The sequence below is a fragment of the Synechococcus sp. R5-13 genome (genome assembly GCF_047462015.1).
GTDB lineage: Bacteria > Cyanobacteriota > Cyanobacteriia > Thermostichales > Thermostichaceae > Thermostichus.
Genome location: NZ_JANSIL010000211.1, coordinates 1 through 4,697 on the forward strand (window position 1 = coordinate 1; position 4,697 = coordinate 4,697).

Below are 4,697 nucleotides of genomic sequence, written 5' to 3' on the forward strand. Positions count from 1 at the left end.
GGCTTGCCAACTGCAGGGCTACCGAAAGCCCGCCCCGTACTGCGAAGCAGTCAGGGTCGGGTAGTTTACTGACGGTGGATGTAGCGGACAAAATGGTGCTCCGCACCGCTGTCGCGAACAGGCCCATAAACCCGGCTCAGCACTTCTGGTGCCAAAGCCACCTGGGGGGATCCCTGGCAGATGAGGGATTGGTTGAGGCACAGCACGCGGTCGCAATAGCAAGACACCATTTCCAGATCATGGGAGATCTGCAAAATGGCCCAGCCCAGAGATTGGCGCAGCTCTTCCAAGAGCCGGTAAAACTCCCCCTCGCTGAGCGTATCTAAGCCTGCCGGTGCCTCGTCGAGGATAAGCAGCCGCCGCGGCCAAGCCAAGCAATAGGCCAACAGCACCCGTTTCAGCTCCCCGCCGCTGAGCTGGCCCAGAGCCTTGGAGGACAGGTGGGATGCGCCGGCTCGTTCCAGCGCCTCTTGCACCGCCTGCTGCCGAGCAGAGCGCTGCTGCCAGGGCCAGCGGGGTTGCAACGCCCCCCAACCCAAAGCCACAAACTCCTCCACCACCATGGGGATCCCAGGATTGAACTGAAAACGTTGGGGCACGTAAGCCACCTGCTGCCGCACCGAGGGGGGCAAATAACCGGACAGGCACACCGGCTCTCCCAGAATCCAAACCGAGCCGCACTGCCGCGGCAGGATCCCCAAGATGGCCTGCACCAAGGTACTTTTGCCAGCGCCATTGGGGCCGACAATGGCCGTATGGGATCCCGCCCTCAGCTCAAACGACACATTTTGCACCGCCAACTGGGATCCCCGATAGACCGTCAGCCCCTCCACGCGAAGGACAACCTCGCCGGTCACCGCCCCCTCGCCAGCAGGTGTTCGAGAGCAGCTTGGCCCAGCAGCGGCAATTGCAGGGGCAGGAAGGCCGTCTCCTTCTCAAAGGCGGAGACCAGGTTCTCCACGTTTTGCCGCATGATGGTCAGGTAATATTCCGGCTCGATCCCCTCAGGGCCGGCAGTCTCGATGGAATCGAAAACCCGAACTTCCACCCCCAAATCCCTGGCCAAGATCTGGAAGGGGTTGTTGTCTCCCACCTGAGGTTCCACCAAGATGGTCTTCAGGCCCGACTCCCGCACCGTCTCCATCACCCGTCGCACATCTTCTGGAGAAGGATTGGCCTCTGGGATCTCCACCAAGAACTCGGCTTTGAGGTTGTAGCGCTCGGCAAAATAGGGGGCAAAGTCGTGGAAGACCACAAAGCTTCTTCCGGCAAAGGGAGCTAGCCGAGCGGCAATCTCCTCATCCAAAGCCTTGAGCTTCTCGATAAAAGCAGCCGCATTGGCCTGGTAGATCTCTGCCCCCGCCGGATCTACAGAGATGAGGCCATCACGAATATTTTCCACCTGCTGAATGGCCCGCCTGGGATCCAGCCAAATGTGGGGGTTAAACTCGCCGTGGCTGTGCCCATGAGAGTGGCCATGGCCATGCCCGTGAGAATGGCCGTGACTGTGTCCATGAGAGTGTCCATGGCCGTGACCGTGGGAGTGCCCATGCTCTGGCTCCTCAGCCCGCAAAGTTGGGATCCCTTCGCTGCTGTCAACGATTTGCAATTGGGGGTTCCCAGCGCTGGCGATCAACCCTTCCAAAAACGTTTCCATACCCAACCCGTTGATCACCAGCACATCCGCCTGAGCCAGCAAACGAACCTCCTCAGGTCGAGCCTGAAAGTCGTGGGGCCCCATCTGAGGGGGAAGGAGTGGCGTGACTTCTGCCCGATCCCCGGCCACAGCACGGGTAAATTGCGTTATCGGCAAAATCGTGGTCACCACCTTTGGGGGGCTGGATCCCTGCTGGGCCCGGGACTCTTCTTGGCGCATCTGCAGGCTTCCCAGGATCCCGACCGAGAGGGCGGCCAGCAGCGAGACCAGCGATCGCACCGGTCGAGCCGAACGGATAGAGTTAGCTTGATCAGTCATGAGCCTGAATACCTCACAAGACAACAGAGACAGCAGAGCTGGAAGCAACTGACTTCCCAAAAGCCAAGGCCCTCTGCCGCAGCATCGAAAACATGCTCACCAGACCGTTGCTCCTGGAAGGGCTAAGGCTGAAATTGAGGCCCATCTCCCGCACAAACTCTGGGGAAACCCCCAAAATCTCTTCCGGCGCTAGGCCACTTAGCCCCTCCACCACAATGGCCACCAAACCCTTGACCAACTGAGCATCGGCATCCCCTTGGATGTAGACCTTGCCCTCCCTAAACTCGGTGGCCAGCCACACCCGCGAAGCGCAACCTCTGACTAGGTTCTCCTCCTTCCTCTCCGCTTCGGGAAAGGGTGGCAGGCGCTTGGCATAGGCTAGGAGAAGCTCATACTTCTGCCGCGAGGTCTTGGCCTTCTGGAAGCGATTGACAATTTGCTGCAGAGCTGCGGGCATCCCTCAGCTTGTCTAGAGTGAGAATGATAATCAAACTCATCATAACACCCCCACTCAGCGAGGGCGCAGGGGCACCTGCAAACTTTTGGGACTGTCGTTACCGAAGCGAGCGATAGCCGCCACTTACTCCCCGTGGTGAGAGGACCAGTTGCCAAAGTTGGCTGGCCCGGGCCTTGAAGCTACCGGCACTCATCAGGAGATAGAGCCGCCACATGCGGCGAAAGCGCTCATCGTAGCGGTCGGCTAATTTTGGCCATGCCTGCTCGAAATTGGCGTGCCAGGCTTTTAAGGTGGCCACGTAATTGATCCCAAAATTGTGCCAGTCTTCCAGCACAAATAAGCCCTCAAAGGCTGCAGTAATCAGATGAGGCGAGGGCAGCATCGAGTTGGGGAAAATGTAGCGCTCAATCCAGGGATCCCGCCCCTGGTAGGCCACGTTGCTGCCGATGGTGTGCAGAAGAAACAAGCCATTGTCGTTCAACAAGCGGCGGGCTACCTGCATAAACGTTCGGTAGTTTCGGTAGCCAACATGTTCAAACATGCCGACAGAAAGGATGCGATCAAACTTTCCCTGGGTCTGGCGATAGTCTTCTAACCGAATCTCGACCGGCAGGCCGCGGCAGCGTTCGCTGGCCAGTTTGGCTTGCTCTTTGGAAACAGTAATCCCCACAACCTGCACCCCGTAGCGTTCGGCCAGGTACTGGGCTGTGCCGCCCCAGCCACAGCCGATGTCGAGCACCCGCATGCCGGGTTGGAGTTCCAGCTTGCGGGCAATGAGGTCAAGTTTGGCCTCCTGGGCTTCATCCAGAGTTTGCGCACCCCCATCCCAATAGGCACAGCTGTAGATCATGCGGCGATCCAGCATGGCCTCATAGAGATCGTTGCCAATGTCGTAGTGGCGCTGGCCAATGACGAATGCCCCCTTGCCCCGCTGGCGGTTGATGAGGCGACTGTCCAGCCCAAGTAGGGGCTGAATTAGCCAACCCACCCGCTGCGGCGCCTGGGCAGTTAGGAGACGACAAACTAACTCATCAATGGCCTCGCAATCCCACCAGCCCTCCATGTAGGCCTCGCCAAAGCCCAGGGATCCATAGAGCAGGCAGCGCAGGTAGAGCCGCTCGTCGTGAACTTGAATATCCCAGGGCTGTGAGCCATTGAGGGTTATACCGGCAGCATCCAGAACTCGAAGCGCATACTGACGCGCCAGCCGGTGCAAGCTGTTGAGTCCTTTCCCCATCCTCAGGAATCCCTCACCACAGGGAAACTGACTCAACAAATACACCCCAAGGTGGCAAGGGATCCAACAAGTTTCCAATTTCTAGGGATCCCCCCGAAGGGGGAACGACCTAAAGCAGATCCTATACAACAGGCTAAGATTGTTTCCAATTTCTAGGGATCCCCCCGAAGGGGGAACGCTCGATAGTGTCTTGAAAGAGCTGGGATTCACGGGTGGTTTCCAATTTCTAGGGATCCCCCCGAAGGGGGAACCCACGTGGGGGACGCAACAGGGGTGGATGCCCTGGCAAGGAGGTTTCCAATTTCTAGGGATCCCCCCGAAGGGGGAACAACTTTCCGTTTAGACGGATCCAGCCTTCCTCCAGTATGTTTCCAATTTCTAGGGATCCCCCCGAAGGGGGAACACAGATTGCATTCGTATTAATGGGATGCAACACCGAGTACCGTTTCCAATTTCTAGGGACCCCCCCGAAGGGGGAACGAGAATATGTTCTCTGCGGCCCTGTTGCGCCTTGTCGGTTTCCAATTTCTAGGGATCCCCCCGAAGGGGGAACCTCTTAAACACGCCAAAGCAGCATACCAATCCCAAGCCTCCAAGTTTCCAATTTCTAGGGATCCCCCCGAAGGGGGAACTTCCTCCTTTTGCATTGTCTTCAATGTTTGCACAGTTTCCAATTTCTAGGGATCCCCCCGAAGGGGGAACAGTAAGACCTCCTAACTAAATTCTTATACAAAAAGGTTTCCAATTTCTAGGGATCCCCCCGAAGGGGGAACGTTAGCAGAACGAAACCGCTTTGATGCAATGCGGTTTATCGTTTCCAATTTCTAGGGATCCCCCCGAAGGGGGAACGGGAGACGGGTGGCCGGATCCCAACGACTGGTAGAGTTTCCAATTTCTAGGGATCCCCCCGAAGGGGGAACAGTCGATGGAGATCACGAAATGCACTCTTCTCCAAAAGGTTTCCAATTTCTAGGGATCCCCCCGAAGGGGGAACAAGCAGAAACTGAGTGAGTATCCCAATTGTCTTG

General features: G+C 57.5%; 4 protein-coding genes and 1 CRISPR repeat array. All 4 genes read right to left on the reverse strand.

The features are described 5' to 3' along the window. Positions 1 to 65: 65 nt before the first annotated feature. Positions 66 to 857 carry a metal ABC transporter ATP-binding protein gene (locus NW840_RS13625; RefSeq protein ID WP_414344853.1) on the reverse strand — a complete coding sequence of 264 codons (792 nt, stop codon included), beginning with the start codon at positions 855 to 857 and terminating at the stop codon, positions 66 to 68. Next, on the reverse strand, positions 854 to 1,975 hold the full coding sequence (locus tag NW840_RS13630) for a metal ABC transporter solute-binding protein, Zn/Mn family (protein ID WP_414344854.1): 1,122 nt from the start codon (positions 1,973 to 1,975) through the stop codon (positions 854 to 856). Before NW840_RS13630 ends, NW840_RS13625 begins: the two co-directional genes overlap by 4 nt. A 13-nt stretch (positions 1,976 to 1,988) precedes the next feature. Next, entirely contained in the window at positions 1,989 to 2,432 is a 444-nt protein-coding gene (locus tag NW840_RS13635) for a SufE family protein (RefSeq protein ID WP_414329195.1), read from the reverse strand. A gap of 97 nt (positions 2,433 to 2,529) precedes the next feature. Then, positions 2,530 to 3,669, reverse strand: a complete 1,140-nt coding sequence (cfa, locus tag NW840_RS13640; RefSeq protein WP_414344855.1) for a cyclopropane fatty acyl phospholipid synthase — start codon at positions 3,667 to 3,669, stop codon at positions 2,530 to 2,532. 70 nt (positions 3,670 to 3,739) lie between these two features. Next, a CRISPR array of direct repeats spans positions 3,740 to 4,663; the repeat unit is 36 nt; unit sequence GTTTCCAATTTCTAGGGATCCCCCCGAAGGGGGAAC. The last annotated feature ends 34 nt before the right edge of the window (positions 4,664 to 4,697 follow it).

Bases quoted from the DNA above. Each gene is read 5' to 3' on its own strand.
- NW840_RS13630 (WP_414344854.1), bottom strand. From the start codon at position 1,975: ATGACTGATCAAGCTAACTCTATCCGTTCGGCTCGACCGGTGCGATCG.
- NW840_RS13635 (WP_414329195.1), bottom strand. From the start codon at position 2,432: ATGCCCGCAGCTCTGCAGCAAATTGTCAATCGCTTCCAGAAGGCCAAG.
- cfa (WP_414344855.1), bottom strand. From the start codon at position 3,669: ATGGGGAAAGGACTCAACAGCTTGCACCGGCTGGCGCGTCAGTATGCG.